This window comes from Candidatus Enterococcus avicola (assembly GCF_047470845.1).
Taxonomy (GTDB): domain Bacteria; phylum Bacillota; class Bacilli; order Lactobacillales; family Enterococcaceae; genus Enterococcus_D; species Enterococcus_D casseliflavus.
Window position 1 is genome coordinate 86,092 of sequence record NZ_JBLGTY010000001.1, and the last position, 16,440, is coordinate 102,531.

Genomic DNA, 16,440 nt, shown 5'->3' on the forward strand with positions numbered 1-16,440 from the left:
CGTCCTTTCGTATAGAGAAAATTACACAGTCGCTTCTTCTTTCTATAGTAAGCGATAAACAAAAAAAGCAACAGAGCAAATTTGTAAACGTTTTATTTTCTGGAAATCGTGCTATAAATCTGAAAAAAGTGCTATATTTTCTATGGAAGCGATTGCGTATAATAAGGATATCAAAAAAGTTTGAGGAGGAAAACAATGAAATTCAGGCGGGGAACAGCAATTTTAACAGCCATGGCTTCAGCACTTATTATGACAGGATGCAGTTCAGAAGAAGTAAAGACCAATGAAAATGGGGATACCGTGATTACGATCGGACGCCAAACCGCACCGAACTCAAAACTGCCGGAGGGGGACTCTTACAGCAACAACGCGTATACTCGATTGATTCAAGAACGCTTGGGCATCGAACTGGAGAGTGCCTTTGAAGCCCACGGGGAAGATTACGATCGGCAAGTATCGCTAGCGATCGCTTCAGGGGAATTACCGGATACAATGATCGTCGGATCAAGAGATGAATTGGAAGAATTAGTTAACAATGATTTAGTGGAAGACTTGACCGAAGTATTTGAGGAGCATGCCGACGATTTTCTAAAAGACATCTATGATTCGTTTGATGGGATTCAGTTAGAAGCAGCTACGTTTGATGATCGCTTGATGGCGATCCCATCTACTAGCGATGACTTCGGGCCCAATCTTGTCTGGTTGCGCCAGGACTGGCTAGATGAGCTGGGGATTGAACTGGATAAAGATGGCAATCGCTCAATTACATTGGATGAGTTGAAGGAAACAGCGATTGCTTTTCAAGAAAATGATTTAGCCAACACCGGAAAAGCGGTTGGTTTGCCATTGGCCTTCTGGTTGTCCTCGCCAAATCATGGCGGCACGGCATATACAGGGACAGCCATTATGAATGCGTTTGGAGCCTACCCAAAATCGTATCTCCAAGATGAGAATGGACAGATGTTTTATGGATCCAATACGCCAGAAATGAAAGAAGCACTAACGCTGTTGAAGGAATGGCAAGATGAAGGGTTCATGGATCCGCAATTTGGTACCCGGACGTATGACGATATCCATGCCATGATGGTTAATGGAGAAACGGGCATCGCTTTTGGTCCTTGGCACATGCCTGACTGGGGGTTAGTACAAGCTAAACAAAATGATCCGAATGCTGAATTTGTTCCTTATGCGCTTGAAAATGCTAACGGCGATGGCGAGGTCAATGCCGTGGCTAACCGTGGCACTGGGCAATACATCGTGGTGCGCAAAGGTTTTTCTGAGCCGGAAAAAATCATGGAGATGATCAATCTGATTTATGGTGAAGTTGCCAACTCGGAAGATATTGAAACCGAGTTTCCGGAAATTTATGACTATGCGAAAGTGGATGTCGATGGGACGGTTCGTCCATGGAATGTTGTTTTCTTAAAAGCCTATAGTGAGATTGATGATGCTGTAGAAGCTTCCAAGGCGGCGGTTGGTGAAACATCTATCGATGATATCTCTAACTTCTTCATCAAAGAAAATGCCGAAAAAATCAAGCAATATCTGGATAGCCCTGAAGAAACTGATCCGGTGGACTGGACCCGCTATGCTTCCCGCTATTTAGCCGTCAATAATGTGATGGGCGGTATCAGAGAGCAAGGACGCTTGAATGAAGTGAAACCACCGCGTTTTGATTCGATCAAAGCCAATGAACGAAACGGCGCACAAGTAGGGAAACTGGAGGAAGAGACCTTCATTAAGTTTATCACTGGAGAAGAACCCCTGGAAAACTTCGATAACTATGTTGAAACCTGGAATAGCCAAGGTGGAACAGCCATACTTGAAGAAATGCAAGAAGTAGTAGATCAGCGAGCAGATAATTAAGCGGCCACTCCAGCGGTTCTGACACTCGTCTTTCGAACAAAGAAAAGCAAGGTTGTATGCAGGGAAATCGACTGCAGGTGCCTTTTCTTTGTTCGAATTTTTTCATCAAGCGGCTGGTGAGGCAAAAAATTTATGGAGGAGTAAGTAAATGGAACTTTCTGTTGAAAAAGAAAGCAAAAAAGAAAAGAAAAAGTGGTTTTCTCGAGACCAGCTTTTCTTTTTAGGGATGATTTTACCAGGCATCATTTTTATTTTGATTTTTTCTTATGGTCCTATGTTTGGGCTGTTGATGGCATTTCAAGATTATGTGCCAGCGAAAGGTGTATTAGGTTCTGAATTTGTGGGATTCGAGCACTTTCGCTATTTGTTCAGTTTACCAGATATTTTCTTAGTGACTAAAAACACGATTTTTATCGCTTTTTGGAAAATTATCTTTAATACGATCGTACCGATTCTTTTTGCGATTCTATTAAATGAAGTACGTGTAAAGTGGATGAAACGCTCCATTCAGACCATCGTTTATTTGCCCCATTTTCTTTCATGGGTCATACTGGCTTCAGTAGTGGTCAATTTATTCAGCCTTGATGGAACGGTGAATCAGATTTTACAAAACTTTGGTGTAGAACCATTAAACTTTTTGGGTAGTAATCAGTTGTTTCCGCGTTTGCTGATCGGGACCGATGTTTGGAAAAGTTTCGGTTACAGTTCGATCGTGTACCTTGCTGCCATTACCTCGATTGATCCAGGGTTATATGAAGCAGCCACGATGGATGGTGCTTCTTGGTCAAAAAAAGTCTGGCATGTAACCCTGCCTGGGATGATGCCTTTTATTTTACTGATGACGATTTTGTCGCTGCCTAATATCTTAAATGCCGGCTTCGACCAAATTTATAACCTGTATTCTCCGGTTGTGTATCAAAGCGGTGATATTATCGATACCTATGTCTACCGAATCGGTCTGATCGGTAGAGACTACAGCTTAGGGACTGCCGTTGGTCTGGTCAAATCGGTGATCGGTCTATTCTTGATTTGGTCTTCCAACAAAATTGCGGAGAAGAAGACTGACAGAGTGATGTTTTAAGGAAAGGAAAAAAGAGATGAAAGAAAAATTTAGTATACGGCATGCAGTAATTTATTTGATCGTCATTGTTTTAGCTCTTTCTTGTTTAGTACCGATGTTGAATGTCGTGGCACTTTCTTTAAGCAGCAGCAGTGCGGTCGCGGCAAATGCTGTGGGGCTATGGCCAGTGGATCTGACCTTAGCAGCTTATGAGCGCATCATGAGCGATCAGCAATTTTGGCGTTCCTTTGGAATCTCGGTCATTCGTGTGATCGTTTCGCTGCTGTTGAACCTTTTGATGATCGTAACGATGGCTTACCCGCTGTCTAAATCAAAAAAAGTATTTCGAACGAGAAAATTATTCATGGGCGTGATGGTTTTTGCTATGCTCTTCAGCGGCGGCATGATCCCAACGTATTTAGTCGTTCGCAATCTAGGGTTATTGAATACGATTTGGTCCCTGATTTTACCTAGTGCAGTCCCTATCGGCAGTGTGATCTTGGTGATGAATTTCTTTCGGGGAATCCCCAAATCATTGGAAGAATCTGCTCGGATCGATGGTGCCAACCCACTGCAGATTTTGGGACGAATCTATATCCCAATGTCATTGCCTTGTTTGGCAACAGTTTCTCTATTCAGTATTGTCGGCAGTTGGAATGATTTTTTCAGTGGACTGATCTATATGACCAAGACTGAAAACTATCCTTTAATGACCTATATCCAAACACTATCAGTCAACATTGCTGAAACAATGCAACAAGCCGGAAATTTGACTTCCGAGCAGCTACAAAGTCTACTAGCGGTCTCTGATCGAAACTTGAATGCAGCGAAGATCGTGGTGGCAGTGGTGCCGTTATTGATTATTTATCCGCTTCTACAAAAATATTTCGTTCAAGGAATCGTTGTCGGATCAGTAAAGGAGTAAACCCACATGATACACTTTTTTCATTCAGAAAACTTCTTCGCACGAATCGCTTGGAAATTCAGCCAGTTGCTCCTATTGAATGTACTGCTCTTGTTTTTTAGTTTGCCGCTCTTCACGATCGGCGCAGCCATCACTGCGGGTTCTAAAGTGGCGACTGATCTGATAGAAGGAAAAGCACCGACTGTTGTTCAGCAGTTTTGGTCGGTCTTTTGCCAAAGCTTTCGAAAGAGCACTCTCATCTGGCTTAGTCTACTTTTTTCTTTGTGGCTTTTGACTGCTGATTGGTTGTATTATTTCCAACTAAAAGGGACTCCTGATCTTTTTACCGTAGGCTTAGTAATTTGTACGTTCATGTGGCTTCAGTTTTTCCAAGTTTCGTTTTTCTTACTCGCACGTTACGATAGCGAAATCAAAACGATCCTTTTGAACAGCATCAAAGTCGCCGCAAAGCACCCTTTTAAAATACTTAGTCTTCATCTTCTGACTGTAGCCCCTATTGTCATCATGCTTCTTTCACCCTATGCGCTGGTTTTCAGCATGTACATTGCCTGCTTTTTTGGTCTTAGCTGTTTTTTGTATGTACGCTGTCAGTTATTGTTGGCAATTTTCAAGAAATATGAGAAGGTAGAAATAGCAGAAAAGTAACTGGGTTTTATGGTTAGCAACGTTGAATGGAGGAATTTTGATGGGACAAAACACGCAGTATGGAGAAAAAAAGATTGCGATCGATCGCAGGATCGGTTTTTTAGAAGAACATACGTATCACGGGAATGATCTTGGTGTGACTTTTCAAGGACAGCAAACCACGTTCAAATGCTGGTCACCAGAGGCAGAGGCTGTTTCAGTATTGATTTATCAAAGCGGTGTCGCTGGGACTGACGATCGCCTGCTGACACTGCCAATGGTCCAAGAAGACAACTGTTGGCAAGTCACGACGGAAGAAACCGTCAAAGAGCTGTTTTATACGTTTGAATTTCAACGAGACGGTCAAAAAGTCGAAGCGGTGGATCTTTATGCCAAGGCAGTAGGGATCAACGGGAACCGTGGGGCCATCATTGATTTAAAGGAAACAGATCCTGAAGGCTGGCAGGAGACTCACGGCATCGGTCAGCAATCGATCACAGATGCCTATATTTGGGAATTGCATGTCGAAGATTTCAGCGGCGCCGAAAACAGCGGGATTTCACCAGAAAATCGCGGGAAATATTTAGCCTTTACTGAAAAAAAGACCCATCTGGTGGGGGATGAAAGTCAACCAACTGGCATGGCTTATTTAAAAGAGCTGGGGATCAATTATGTTCATCTGCTGCCGATCTTCGATTTTGACAATGATGAAACTTCGTCTGCCTACAACTGGGGCTATGATCCGAAAAATTACAATGTCCCTGAAGGACGATACGCTTCTGATCCTAGTGATCCCAAGGCGCGGATTCGTGAATGCAAGCAAATGATCCAATCGCTGCATGAAGAAGCCATCGGCGTTGTAATGGATGTGGTCTTCAATCACACTGCGATCACAGAAGAATCATGGTTTAATTTGACGGTGCCTGATTATTACTACCGCCAAGATGATGCGGGGAATTTTGCGGACGGTTCTGCTTGCGGCAATGAAGTGGCTTCTGAACGGAAAATGATGCGCAAATTTATCATTGATTCAGTTTTATATTGGGCGCAAGAATACAAAATCGACGGCTTTCGTTTTGATTTGATGGGCTTGATCGATGTGGAAACCATGAACCAGTTGCGGCAACGCCTAGATGATGCCGGCTTCAGCCATGTGATTTTATACGGCGAGCCATGGGATGCCGGCAGCAATCAAATTATTCAGCCGAATATCCCAGCGAACAAAAGCAATGTTTGGGCACTGTCAGAAGGCGTTGCGGTTTTTAGCAATGATTTAAGAGACAGTATCAAAGGCGATGTCTTTGAAGAAACAGACGGCGCGTTTATTCAAGGAATGAATGGTCAACCGCAAGTCAAGCAAACCTTTTATGCAGCAAATTTGGCAACGGCGATTCAAGGAAATACGAAAGTTGCTGGACAAGAAGGCGCCGAGCGCTGGGCAAAATCGCCCCGTCAAGTGATCGCCTATGCGTCAGTCCATGATAATTTGACCTTATGGGACAAACTGGTGGCAACCATGCAGGCTTCAGCGAAGGAAAGAAATTATGATTTTGATCCTGAGCTTTTAGCTCGTAACAAACTAGCAGCAGCCATTTTGTTTACTAGCCAAGGAGCCGTGCTAACCCAAGCTGGGGAAGAATTTGGCCGTACCAAAGAAGGCGATGAAAACTCCTTCCGTTCGCCACTGACAGTCAATCAGCTGGATTGGGCACGTGCCAAAACCTTCAAAGAATTGCGCGAGCTGTATCGGGGCTTGTGGGCATTGCGACAGTCCTATGCACCATTGAGAGATGCCACGATCCAAACGGCTGAAAGCATGGTCTTTTATGAGACAAAGGATGAAAATCGCTTGGCGTATCAAGTACCCAATCGTGACGAACAGCATCCATGGCGTTCCTTGTTCGTTTTACTCAACAGCACGGAAGAAAGCTGGTCCTTTGACTTACCGACGGCAACAGAAAATACTTCTTGGCACCTCGTTGCTGACCCCAAAGGAGCTGGGATCGCTTCTCGCGGCGTAGCAGCCCCAAGGATAACCATCGACCCATTGTCCTTCTGCATTTTGGCGGAACAAAGTAACTAATCAAAGTAGAAGCTAAAACAAACTAAAAATTTTAGTTTGTTTTAGCTTTTTTGGTAGTAAAAAAACAATTCTTTTGCTATACTTTTAACAGAATGAGAAGCAGAAAGCGGTGAGCAAATGAAAGTTGTGATCTCTGATATTGCCCGAAAAGCTGGCGTTTCCAGCGGAACAGTCTCTAATGCGATCAACAATCGTAAGGGGATCAGTGAACAAAAACGGCAAGCGATCTTGAAGATCGCTCGTGAGATGGGGTATTTTGATCAGCGAGAAAATAAAAAAACGGAAAGCCAAAAAATCAAATTTGTCATAATGAACAAACAAGGAAATGTCGTAGGGGATACGCCTTTCTTTTCTGAATTGATCCGAGGAATCGAAATGGAGTGCAGTGCGTTAGGCTATGAACTGGTCATTTCCCATATCACACTGGCACCAGAAGAAGACCCGATCGAAAAGATTCGTCCAGAATTAGCAGATGGTTTGCTATTGTTAGGAACGGAATTGGAAAAACAAGATTTAGCAGTCTTTCGCCATTTGGAAGTACCGTTAGTGATTTTAGATACGGTGTTTAATTCGCAGGACTTTGATTTTGTCGCCATCAATAATCGTGACAGTGCCTATGAGATCGTTGAAAAGATGATCGAAAAAGGCCACCGTGACATCGGCATTATCAATTCTACCTTTCAAATCAACAACTTCCGTGAACGCAAGCAAGGGTTCATCCAAGCGATCCAAGAGCATGATCTGATCCATTATGAAGAGACGGAAGCCTTAGTAGAACCCACCTTGGAAGGCTCCTATCAAGACATGAAGGTCTATTTGGAATCCTTGCGTGCCGATCAGCGACCGTTGCCAAGCGCCTTTTTTGCGGTCAATGACAATATCGCCATCGGTGCCATGAAAGCCATTCGCGAAGTGTTTCTCGATCATCCGTTGACCATTGTTGGGTTCGATGATATTCCTTTGGCGGAATTTTGCAACCCACCACTGACCACCGTCAAAGTAGATAAAGTGTACCTTGGTCGCCAAGCCGTGCGACGCTTGATCGAGAAAATCACGAGTGAAGATGAAAACCATCTGAAAATGCTGGTCGCCACGACGATCGTCGAACGCGAAAGCATCAATTAAGAGTAAAAATAATATGAAAAATAAGAAGAAGGACAAAACGTTTAGCAAGCGTTTTGTCCTTTTTTAGTTATTAAACAAAAATATTTATCTAAAACTATTGCAAAATATTTAGCTTGTGCTATATTTAAGGTGTAAAAAGTAAGGGATTACATTTTGAGGAAGTGAATAGATGACACAGATCGGTCTCTTTTGTGCCACTGGGCTCTCCAGTGCACTGCTCGTCAAAGCGCTCAAAGAGCAACTAGCGGATGAACAGCATTACCAAGTCAATTCCGCGCCTTTTTCAGAAATATTTATGGTGGAGAATGACTATGATTTTTTGATTTTAGCTCCTCAAACCCGCTTCAATCAAGCGAAAGTCGCAGCAGCCTTTCCTGATAAAAAAATCGTTTTACTGACGGATGAGGAATTTCTGAGCAAAAATGTAGCACGAATCGTCGAAGAAATAAAAATTTAGCTAAATATACTAAAACGCAAAGGGTGGTTTTATGGATAAAGTAACCATCGGGTTCGCCCCGACTAGAAGAAATTTGTTTAGTGCAGAAGCAGCCATTGAGTACGCCAATCTGACACGACAAAAAATGGACGAACTCGCCATTGATTATGTAGATATTTTAGATATCAACGAAGACGGCTTACTATACGATGATGAAGGGGTTGAAAAAATCGCCGAAAAATTCAAAGCAGCGAAGATCGACGGTCTTTTTCTAGCCAATGAAAACTTTGGTACGGAATATGCCTGTGCTCGTCTAGCCAAAAAACTAGATGTCCCCGTCTTACTGTGGGGACCTAAAGATGAGACGCCAGCCGCCGACGGTTCACGTTTGCGGGATACGCAATGCGGTCTTTTCGCTATTGGGAAAGTCTTGCGCCGTTTCAAGGTACCTTTCACCTATGTCAAAAATTCTGATATTGATTCACCAGAATTTGCCCGCGGCTTGCAAGACTTTATTAAAGTCTGCAATGTCGTCAAGACCTTCAAACAAACACGAATCTTGCAAGTTGGCCCACGCCCCTTTGATTTTTGGACTGTGATCTGCAACGAAGGAGAACTATTGGAGCGTTTCAATATTTCGCTATCACCAGTACCGATCCAAGAAGTGGTGCAAGAAATCAAGAAAGTCAAAGAACAGCAGCCAGATAAAGTGCAAGCAGTCATTGATTATTTCGAAACCAATACGGAAGTCCAAATTTCGGCGAAAGATTTGGAGATGGTGGCAGCCCTTAAAGTGGCTTTGCAAAACTTATGTGAAAGCTACGGCTGCAATGCAGGAGTCATCCAGTGTTGGACGGCCTTACAAGACGAAATCGGTATTTTACCGTATGCCTCCTTGTCGCTGTTACAAGAAGAAGGTTTGCCTTTTGTCTGTGAGACGGATGTCCATGGGGCGATCTCGGAACTGTTGGTCGAAGCCGCTTCGTTGGGGGAACACCGAGCAATCTTTGCGGATGTCAACTGCCGCCATCCAGAAAATGAGAATGGCGAATTGCTGCAGCACTTAGGAGTTTTTGCTTATTCCACCGCAGAGACCAAACCGATCTTGCCGCAACGACATTTTGTTTTTGACTATCCAGGATCAGTCGCTTTTCGGGCAATCAAAGACGAGTATACGCTGTGTCGCTTTGATGGGGACAACGGCGAGTACTCCCTACTGATGGGTACTGGTAAAGGGATCGATGGCCCATACAATCAAGGGACCTATCTCTATCTGGAATTTGCAAATTTGAATCGCTTGGAATTCAAACTCGTTGAAGGCCCTTATATTCATCATGTTGCGGCGGTCAGAAAAAATGTGGTGCCGATCTTGTATGAAGCGTGCAAATACATCGGCGTGCAGCCAGATTTTTATGATCCAATCGAAGAAGACGTCAAAGCATACTTGAGAGGGGATCAATCATGGAAATAAACGAGCTGGAGATGAAGGCTTTAACGATTCGAAAATCCGTGTTAGAGCTGATCTATCAAGCAAAAACGGGTCATACTGGTTCGGATCTTTCTTGTACCGATATTTTAGTGGCCTTGTATTATCGGATAATGAATGTCGATGCGAAAGATCCTCAAAAGCAAGATCGTGACCAGTATATCCAAAGTAAAGGACATGCGGCAGAAGTACTATGGGCCGTTTTAGCGGACAAAGGTTTTTTGCCGAAAGAAGAATTAGCCACCTTTTCGCAATTTGGTTCACGACTGATCGGTCATCCAAACAATAAAGTAGCTGGTGTTGAGATGAATACTGGTTCGCTAGGCCACGGCTTACCTGTCGCAGTAGGGATCGCCTTGGCAGGCAAACTGGATCACCGCACGTATCAAACCTATACGTTGTTGGGAGATGGCGAACTAGCAGAAGGCTCGGTATGGGAAGGAGCCATGGCAGCTGCCAACTACCAGCTGGACAATTTGACCGCCATCATTGATCGCAACGGCTTGCAGATCACTGGAGCCTCGGAAGATGTGATGGCAGTGGAGCCGCTAGATGAAAAATGGCGTGCCTTTGGTTGGGATGTGCATATCGTTGATGGCAATGATATGGCTGCCTTGGTGGCTGCATTAGAAAAACCGCATCAGCCCAATCAACCGAAGCTGATCATTGCTAAAACCATCAAAGGCAAAGGCTATTCTGCAGCCGAAAATCAAGCGCAATGGCATCATAAAGTGCCCACGGCAGAAGAGCTTGCACAAGCCATTGCCGAACTTGATCAGCAAATGGAGGTTTTGACTCATGGGAAAAAATAATATTGCCAATCGCCAAGCGATGTGCGACGTATTGATTGAAGAAGGAAAAAAGAATCCTGCGATCACGGTGTTGACCAGTGATTCTCGTGGTTCCGCTTCGTTAGCACCTTTTGCCAAGGAATTACCGACACAATTGGTGGAAGTAGGGATCGCAGAGCAAAACATCGTCAGTATTGCGGCTGGCTTAGCCCATATGGGCAAACGCCCTTTCGTTGCATCTCCAGCTTGTTTTCTCAGCATGCGCAGTATCGAGCAGATCAAAGTCGATGTCGCGTATTCGAATAAGAATGTCAAACTCGTAGGCATCAGCGGCGGTGTCAGTTATGGGGCATTAGGCATGAGTCATCATTCCTTGCAAGACATCGCAGTGGCACGAGCGATCCCTAATTTGCAAGTGCTGTTGCCAGCAGATCGCTTTGAAACGATCCAAATGTTTAAAGCCTTAGCGGCATCAAATGAACCAGCCTATATCCGTCTCGGTCGCAATCCTGTTGAAGATTGTTATGATTCTGCAGATTATCCTTTTGAGATCGGCAAAGCCATTGAGCTGAGAAGCGGCCAAGATGTCGCATTGATCGCCACCGGCGAAACCGTGCGCCAAGCGTTGGATGCTGCTGAGCTATTGGAAAAACAAGGCATCACTGCTACCGTTTTAAATGTTCATTCCTTGAAGCCCTTTGATTCAGAAACGGTCAAACGAGTGGCGAAAGAAACAGGCACCGTGATCACTGTGGAAGAACACAGCCAATACAACGGCTTAGGAGCTGCCGTGGCGGAAACACTGACAGAAGAAACGGACATTCGACAAAAAATCATTGCTTTTCCGGATGAAGCCTTGATTACTGGTTCTTCGTCAGAACTGTTTGCCCATTATGGCTTAGACGGTGCCTCCATAGCGAAAACAGCGGTTGCGTTTCTAGGAGCTTAAGATGGACAAGACCTATCAGCTGGTTTTAGATCAGAGTACATCCGGTACCAAGCTCTTACTGTTTCAAGAAGGGAAAATCCTGCAGCGTTACGATAAAAAACATCGCCAAATTTATCCAAAAGTCGGGTGGGTCGAACATGATCCCCTCGAGATTTGGCAAAATGTCCAAGAATTGCTGGCACAAGTGTTTCAAGAACAAGCGATCACTGCAGGTCAAATCGTTTCCTTGTCCTTGACCAATCAGCGAGAAACGATCGTTGCATGGGACCGATTGACTGGTAATCCCTTGTACAATGCGATCGTGTGGCAATGCAACCGCAGCGCCGCGATTTGTGAAGAATTGACGGCACAAGGCTGGGAAAGGACGATCAATCAAAAGACCGGTTTACGCTTAGACCCGTATTTTTCTGGCACCAAAGTGAAATGGCTGGCACAAGAATTATCGGCCATCAAGGAAAAGTCGGGAACTGGCGAGTTGGCGATCGGTACGATGGACAGCTGGCTGTTGTGGAATTTAACGCAAGGGACAGTATTTGCGACCGAAGCCAGCAACGCGTGCCGAACATTGTTTTACAATGTTGAAGAGGGCCGTTGGGATGCAGAACTCGTCAAACTTTTTGGCATCCATCTAGCAGACTTGCCAGCGATCAAACCTGCTGATACGGTTTTCGGTAGCTATCACGGAATCCCTATCAAAGGGATCTTAGCCGATTCACAAGCGGCATTATTCGGGGAAGGTTGTCAAAGCCTTGGGGATGTAAAAATCACGATGGGCACTGGTTGTTCGATCATGATGCAAGTGCAGCAGGAGCAGATGTTGCGAGATCGCCGCATTTTGACGACGGTCGGCTGGCAAACTAGCCAGGAAACAGCGTTTGCGCTAGAAGGCATCATCCGTTCCTGTGGTGACGCCATCAACTGGTTCAGTGAGCAAGTGGCTCCGCTGCCAGATGTAGCTGAGATCTGTCAAGAAGTGCTGACCAATGACAGTCAAGAAGACATCTATTTTATCCCAGCATTGCAAGGAATGGGTGCCCCTTTTTGGGATAATACGATGACTGCCAGCTTTGTCGGCATGAAACGCACGACGACGACTCATGAGCTGTTGAAAGCCGTTCTAGAAAGCATCATTTTTCAAATTAAAGCAGTGATCGATGTGATGGAAGAAGTCGCGGAACGACTGATCAATCAGGTAATGATCGATGGCGGTGTTTCGAAAAACCGCGCCTTGATGAGCTTATTGGCGACTTTAATCAATAAACCCGTCATCGTCAGCGAAGTCGAAGAATTTTCAGCCATCGGCACGATGCTTGTTGCCAATTCAATCATGAATGAACCAGCTATTCAGCAAACCACGATCGTTCCGCAAGCCGAACAGGCCGTGATCCGTTTGAAATATGAAAAATGGAAACGGTTCATTGAGAAATCAGCTGCTTTTAGTGAAGGATAAAGGAGGAACTATATGGAGACCCAACGAATCCAATTGAATCAAACGGCTTACGTGGATACCTATTTATTGCACCAATCCAAAGAGTACAATGTCGGCAAGAAACGACCGCTAGTGATCGTCTGTCCAGGCGGCGGCTACGCATTTACCAGTGATCGAGAGGCGGAAGTCATTGCCTTGAAATTCAATAGTATCGGGCTAAATAGTGTTGTTTTATGGTACACCACCGGTGACCAAGTGAAAAACGTTCCCCACAATGCCTTGATGGAAGCCGCCCAAACCGTCAAAACCATTCGTGCGCATGCTCAAGAATGGTTGGTGGATGAGGAGCAAATCATCGTTTGCGGTTTTTCAGCAGGCGGACATCTAGCGTTGCAGTTAGCGACGCGCTGGCACGATGCTGAGCTGGCAGAAGCGTTGGGCGTTAGCAGTGACTTACTGAAAGTGAATTTGGCGATCGCCGGCTACCCATTGGTTTATCAAGAGCATGCCTTCCCAATCGATGAGCTAGGCTTTGCTGCTAGTCTGATCGAAACACCTTTAACTGCCAACGAACGCTTTTTTGGGAGTAAACAACCGACGGAAGAAGCCATTCAATCCATGAACATTTTGCATCATGTCGATCAGTGGACACCTCCGATGTTTCTCTGGCATACGACGGAAGACGTCTTAGTTGATGTGGCGCACTCGTTGAAGCTGGCGGTCAAATTAAGAGAAGCCAAGATTCCATTCGAACTGCATATTTTTGAAAAAGGCGAACACGGACTGGCATTAGCGGATCGAACAACGGCACGCAAGCCAAGTCACCACAATGCCCATGTCGCTAAATGGTTTGAGCTGTGCGAAGGCTGGCTCAGTAGTTATATTGATTAAAAAATCGTCGGTGCACAACTTGTGCCGATGAAAGGAGAGCACCACTGTGAAAATCACCGTAAGCCAAAACAAACGCACCTTATTGCGAGACGGACAGCATTTCTTTTATTTAGCCGATACTTGCTGGAGTGCCTTTACTAGTATTCAAGAAAATGACTGGATCACCTACTTAGACAAACGCAAAGAGCAGGGCTTCAATACCCTTCAAATCAATGTGTTACCGCAATGGGATCGCAGCCGTGGTCAATTTGACTGCTTGCCGTTTCCTCTTGATGCGGGCGTCTTTGATTTTACTGTTTGGGAGGATGCCTATTTCGAACGGGCTCAGCGTCTTTGTAAAATTGCCGACGAGAAAGGCTTTACTTTAGCGTTGGTCGTCTTGTGGTCAAACTATGTCGCAGGCACGTGGGCTAGCCAGTTGGACAAAGAACGCAACGTGTTGCCGGAGGATTGCCGCCAGGCCTACTATCAAAAAGTGATTGCGACTTTTGATGCCTTCCATCCGATCTATTTTATTGGTGGCGATACGGATTTCCCAACACAGCCAACCATCGATACGTATCTAGAAGCCTTTGCTTTCTTTGAAAAGCATTCGCCCAATACCCTGAAAACGATTCATATCAAGGGACGTTTTGAAGAGATTCCCGCAACGATCGTCGAACATTTGGACTTATTTTTATACCAATCAGGTCATAACAGCGCCTTTTTGAATATGCCTTATTATTTGGCAGAGCGTTTTTATCAAAGACAACCGCAGCTGCCGATCATCAACTCAGAACCTTGTTATGAACAAATGGGCTATGCCCGTCACGTATACGGCCGATTTGGTCAAAAGGATGTCCGCAAAGCGGCATGGCAATCACTGTTAGCCGGCGGCGCGGCTGGGATCACGTACGGTGCCCACGGCATCTGGAGTTGGCAAACCCCGACGGCGACTTTTGCGGAAGAAATCGGGGAAGCGTTTGATCGTCCGATGATTTGGCCAGAAGCTTTATCTTTTCCTGGGGCAGATGACTATGGCTTTATCAAGCAATTATTCGAATTATTAAATATTCAGGAGCTTGTGCCTTGCCAAGAGCGCTTGATCGATGCAGATGAACAGATTCGTATGGCAGCCATCGCAGGATCGAAGGATGCGTTGCTTTACTTGCCAAGCAATACAACAGTTCGCCTGCAAGGAGATCTTTCTACAGCGACTGTCACATTGATCGATTTGAATACCAATCGTTTCTTGAAACCAAAACTGACAGTTACCGATGGTATCACTGTTTTCCATCCCCACAATTGTCATGAAGATGTATTGTTTGTCATCCAAATAAAGGAGTGAAAAGAAAATGGATAAATATATGGATAAGGTGTTAGTATTTGCAGATAAAATCTCCAACAATCGGTATTTAAAGGCAATTTCAAACGGGTTGATGGCGACGCTGCCGATCAACATTATTGGTTCGATCGCCTTATTGTTAGCAGTTTTGCCGATTCAAGGATGGACAGACTTTATCAATTCGATCAATATTGGCGGCTATTTTTCCGTCGGTTACAGTATGACCGTCGGGGTTATCTCAGTGTACGCTTCCTTTCTGGTCGGTCACCGTTTAGCGACAGAATTTAAGCAATCGGCGGTTCCTGCCGGCATCGTTTCACTGTTTGCCTTTTTGATGATGACGCCAATGGTTACCTTAGAGGAAACAACGACCCTCGACATGAGCAAACTCGGTGCTCAAGGCTTGTTTACCGCTATGATCTGTGGCTTAGTCTTTGCTCGTTTGTACTGCTTTATTTTAGAAAAAAATATCGCCATCAAAATGCCAGCAGGCGTGCCGCAATTTGTGACGGATACCTTTGCCGGTTTGATTCCAGCAATTATTTCTGGGTTTACCGCGATCGTCATTAGCTGGGCATTCAGTTTTACTTCTTATGGCTCATTCTCAGATTTCATCTATCAAATCTTGGCAATGCCGCTGCAAAGCTTGTCTTCTAGTGTAGGTTCGTTGTTATTTATTGTACTGATCCAAATGGTGCTATGGTTCTTCGGTATCCATGGTTCGTTGGTGGTGGGTAGCTTTGTCACCGCTTTGTACTTACCAATGGATGTGGAAAATATGGATGCTTTGGCTAGCGGCGTTGCTCGTTCCGAGTTGCCGAATATTTTGAGCAAGTCGTTTTATGATTTGTTTGCTGGTATTGGTGGGGCTGGGGGAACATTGTCATTGATTATCGTTATTTTGCTGTTGGCGAAATCAAAACAATCACGGACAGTCGCTAACCTGAGTGCCGTTCCTGGATTGTTCACCATTAATGAGCCGGTGATTTTTGGCTTACCGCTGATTTTGAATCCAATCATGGCGATTCCGTTCATATTAACACCATTGGTTCAAGTGCTTGTGGCGTACCTAGCGATCTGGAGTGGGATCGTCCCACGACTTAGTGGCGTACAAGTTCCCTTTGGCACACCGATTTTTCTAAATGGGTTTCTAGCTGGAGGCTGGCAGGTCGCAGTTCTACAAGTCGTTTGCGTTTTGGCAGGCTGCTTGCTGTACATTCCTTTTGTCAAAATATTAGATAAAGGAAAATTAAAAACCGAAGCAGAAGCTGCGCAAGCGGAGGGTCAAACTGAAAGTATCGATCCAGCTGGAGAAACCGTCTGACTTCAGGGGAACAATGCGTAAAAGGCAGGACCTTGTTCTTCTTCAACAAGGGACAAGGTGAATTTTTGCACACTTGATTTCTTAAGACGGTGAATCCAGTCAATGATCGGCCATTCCCGAAAGCAGA

General features: G+C 44.9%; 14 protein-coding genes. All 14 read left to right on the forward strand.

The genetic code is table 11. The annotated features are described in order from the left end of the window. Window positions 1-195 precede the first annotated feature (195 nt). The 14 genes from ACI3E5_RS00415 to ACI3E5_RS00480 all read left to right on the forward strand — a co-directional run bounded on the left by ACI3E5_RS00415 (window position 196) and on the right by ACI3E5_RS00480 (window position 16,313). Window positions 196-1,866 (forward strand): extracellular solute-binding protein, encoded by a 1,671-nt coding sequence (locus ACI3E5_RS00415; protein ID WP_123833475.1) that lies wholly within the window; start codon window positions 196-198, stop codon window positions 1,864-1,866. A gap of 148 nt (window positions 1,867-2,014) precedes the next feature. Beyond that, entirely contained in the window at window positions 2,015-2,947 is a 933-nt protein-coding gene (locus ACI3E5_RS00420) for an ABC transporter permease (protein WP_005232878.1), read from the forward strand. Window positions 2,948-2,963: 16 nt separating this feature from the next. Then, on the forward strand, window positions 2,964-3,851 hold the full coding sequence (locus ACI3E5_RS00425) for a carbohydrate ABC transporter permease (RefSeq protein WP_015508704.1): 888 nt from the start codon (window positions 2,964-2,966) through the stop codon (window positions 3,849-3,851). Window positions 3,852-3,857: 6 nt separating this feature from the next. Then, the gene (locus ACI3E5_RS00430) at window positions 3,858-4,496 is read left to right on the forward strand and encodes a DUF624 domain-containing protein (RefSeq protein WP_142965160.1); all 639 of its coding nucleotides are present in this window, start codon (window positions 3,858-3,860) and stop codon (window positions 4,494-4,496) included. 40 nt (window positions 4,497-4,536) lie between these two features. Beyond that, entirely contained in the window at window positions 4,537-6,558 is a 2,022-nt protein-coding gene (gene pulA / locus ACI3E5_RS00435) for a type I pullulanase (protein WP_347482862.1), read from the forward strand. A 117-nt stretch (window positions 6,559-6,675) separates the two neighbouring features. Beyond that, on the forward strand, window positions 6,676-7,683 hold the full coding sequence (locus ACI3E5_RS00440; RefSeq protein ID WP_428208003.1) for a LacI family DNA-binding transcriptional regulator: 1,008 nt from the start codon (window positions 6,676-6,678) through the stop codon (window positions 7,681-7,683). Between the two features lie 169 nt (window positions 7,684-7,852). Then, entirely contained in the window at window positions 7,853-8,140 is a 288-nt protein-coding gene (locus ACI3E5_RS00445; protein WP_498820699.1) for a hypothetical protein, read from the forward strand. A 31-nt stretch (window positions 8,141-8,171) separates the two neighbouring features. Beyond that, window positions 8,172-9,590 carry an L-fucose/L-arabinose isomerase family protein gene (locus ACI3E5_RS00450; RefSeq protein WP_010748503.1) on the forward strand — a complete coding sequence of 473 codons (1,419 nt, stop codon included), beginning with the start codon at window positions 8,172-8,174 and terminating at the stop codon, window positions 9,588-9,590. Next, on the forward strand, window positions 9,581-10,417 hold the full coding sequence (locus ACI3E5_RS00455) for a transketolase (protein ID WP_005231740.1): 837 nt from the start codon (window positions 9,581-9,583) through the stop codon (window positions 10,415-10,417). Before ACI3E5_RS00450 ends, ACI3E5_RS00455 begins: the two co-directional genes overlap by 10 nt. Beyond that, window positions 10,404-11,345, forward strand: a complete 942-nt coding sequence (locus ACI3E5_RS00460) for a transketolase family protein (RefSeq protein WP_123833481.1) — start codon at window positions 10,404-10,406, stop codon at window positions 11,343-11,345. Before ACI3E5_RS00455 ends, ACI3E5_RS00460 begins: the two co-directional genes overlap by 14 nt. 1 nt (window position 11,346) lies before the next feature. After that, entirely contained in the window at window positions 11,347-12,795 is a 1,449-nt protein-coding gene (locus tag ACI3E5_RS00465) for an FGGY-family carbohydrate kinase (RefSeq protein WP_428208005.1), read from the forward strand. A gap of 12 nt (window positions 12,796-12,807) precedes the next feature. Then, window positions 12,808-13,665, forward strand: coding sequence for an alpha/beta hydrolase (locus ACI3E5_RS00470; protein ID WP_123833483.1), 858 nt, complete (start codon window positions 12,808-12,810; stop codon window positions 13,663-13,665). A gap of 46 nt (window positions 13,666-13,711) precedes the next feature. Continuing rightward, window positions 13,712-14,992 (forward strand): glycoside hydrolase family 140 protein, encoded by a 1,281-nt coding sequence (locus tag ACI3E5_RS00475; protein ID WP_010748509.1) that lies wholly within the window; start codon window positions 13,712-13,714, stop codon window positions 14,990-14,992. A gap of 7 nt (window positions 14,993-14,999) precedes the next feature. Beyond that, window positions 15,000-16,313: a PTS sugar transporter subunit IIC gene (locus ACI3E5_RS00480; protein WP_016608973.1), complete on the forward strand. Its 1,314-nt coding sequence runs from the start codon at window positions 15,000-15,002 to the stop codon at window positions 16,311-16,313. Window positions 16,314-16,440: the final 127 nt, after the last annotated feature.

Coding starts and splice junctions, on each gene's coding strand:
- ACI3E5_RS00415 (WP_123833475.1), top strand. CDS start 196: ATGAAATTCAGGCGGGGAACAGCAATTTTAACAGCCATGGCTTCAGCA.
- ACI3E5_RS00420 (WP_005232878.1), top strand. CDS start 2,015: ATGGAACTTTCTGTTGAAAAAGAAAGCAAAAAAGAAAAGAAAAAGTGG.
- ACI3E5_RS00425 (WP_015508704.1), top strand. CDS start 2,964: ATGAAAGAAAAATTTAGTATACGGCATGCAGTAATTTATTTGATCGTC.
- ACI3E5_RS00430 (WP_142965160.1), top strand. CDS start 3,858: ATGATACACTTTTTTCATTCAGAAAACTTCTTCGCACGAATCGCTTGG.
- pulA (WP_347482862.1), top strand. CDS start 4,537: ATGGGACAAAACACGCAGTATGGAGAAAAAAAGATTGCGATCGATCGC.
- ACI3E5_RS00440 (WP_428208003.1), top strand. CDS start 6,676: ATGAAAGTTGTGATCTCTGATATTGCCCGAAAAGCTGGCGTTTCCAGC.
- ACI3E5_RS00445 (WP_498820699.1), top strand. CDS start 7,853: ATGACACAGATCGGTCTCTTTTGTGCCACTGGGCTCTCCAGTGCACTG.
- ACI3E5_RS00450 (WP_010748503.1), top strand. CDS start 8,172: ATGGATAAAGTAACCATCGGGTTCGCCCCGACTAGAAGAAATTTGTTT.
- ACI3E5_RS00455 (WP_005231740.1), top strand. CDS start 9,581: ATGGAAATAAACGAGCTGGAGATGAAGGCTTTAACGATTCGAAAATCC.
- ACI3E5_RS00460 (WP_123833481.1), top strand. CDS start 10,404: ATGGGAAAAAATAATATTGCCAATCGCCAAGCGATGTGCGACGTATTG.
- ACI3E5_RS00465 (WP_428208005.1), top strand. CDS start 11,347: ATGGACAAGACCTATCAGCTGGTTTTAGATCAGAGTACATCCGGTACC.
- ACI3E5_RS00470 (WP_123833483.1), top strand. CDS start 12,808: ATGGAGACCCAACGAATCCAATTGAATCAAACGGCTTACGTGGATACC.
- ACI3E5_RS00480 (WP_016608973.1), top strand. CDS start 15,000: ATGGATAAATATATGGATAAGGTGTTAGTATTTGCAGATAAAATCTCC.